This window comes from Streptomyces sp. NPDC006265 (assembly GCF_040613555.1).
Classification (GTDB): Bacteria; Actinomycetota; Actinomycetes; order Streptomycetales; family Streptomycetaceae; genus Streptomyces.
On sequence record NZ_JBEXSH010001536.1, the window covers coordinates 1 to 1,040 of the forward strand.

The window sequence follows — 1,040 nt, forward strand, 5'->3', positions numbered from 1 at the left end:
GCTCGAGGCTGCCCGCGGACGCGGTCGTCGTCGGTATCGGCGCCCGCCCCGCGACGGCCTGGCTGGCCGGCTCCGGGATCGAGCTGGGCACCCACGGCGAGATCGTGGCCGACGAGCATCTGCGCTCCACCGTGCCGGACGTGTACGCGGTCGGCGACTGCGCCTCCTTCCCCTCCGGGCGCTACGGCGAGCGTCTGCTGGTCCACCACTGGGACAACGCCCTCCAGGGGCCGCGCACGGTGGCCGTGAACATCGTCGGGGGAGCCGCGGGGGAGCCGCCGGCGGTGTACGACCCGGTGCCGTACTTCTGGTCCGAGCAGTTCGGGCGGTTCGTCCAGTACGCCGGGCACCACGCGGCCGCGGACACGACCCTGTGGCGGGGCGACCCCTCCGGACCGGCCTGGACGGTGTGCTGGCTGCGCGGGGAGCGGCTGGTCGCGCTGCTGGCTGTGGGCCGGCCCCGGGACCTGGCGCAGGGCCGCCGCCTGATCGAGTCGGGCGTCCCGATGAACCCGGTGCTGCTGACGGATCCGGCCAGGCCCCTGAAGGCGGCCACGGCGTAGGCGCCCGGGCCGTCGCGAGGCCGCAGGGCGGTGCTGACGGGCAGGGATGCGTCCGCCCGGCCGGACCGAGCCGACTTCCGACTGTCAGTGGTAGATGGCAGGCTGGTTTCCGTGACCGAGATTGACGCAAAGATCGATGCTCTCGTCCCCGCCTGGCTCACCCTCCCCGACATCGCCGAACAGTTCGGCGTCGAGGTGACGCGTGTGCGGCAGCTGGTCAAGGACGGCCAGCTCATCGCCGTACGCCGAGGTGAGAACCGCGCGCTGCACGTCCCTGCCGCCTTCATCGACGGGGACAAGGTCGTCAAGGGTCTGTCCGGGACCCTGACGCTCCTGCGGGACGACGGCTTCACGGACGAAGAGATGCTGGAGTGGCTCTTCAAGATCTACAAGGACACGGTCATCGAACAGGCCGAGCAGGGCGTGGACTACATGACGGTCCACGCGGGTGTGCGACTGGCGTACGTGCCGCTGACG

2 protein-coding genes are annotated in these 1,040 nt (G+C 71.5%); both read left to right on the forward strand.

The window, feature by feature from the left end; translation table 11 throughout:
- On the forward strand, positions 1-563 hold a 563-nt coding region (locus ABZ281_RS50430; protein WP_356665672.1), incomplete at its 5' end, for an oxidoreductase C-terminal domain-containing protein.
- A 111-nt stretch (positions 564-674) separates the two neighbouring features.
- Positions 675-1,040, forward strand: a 366-nt coding sequence (locus ABZ281_RS50435) for an Rv2175c family DNA-binding protein (RefSeq protein ID WP_356665674.1), incomplete at its 3' end; no start/stop codon positions are given.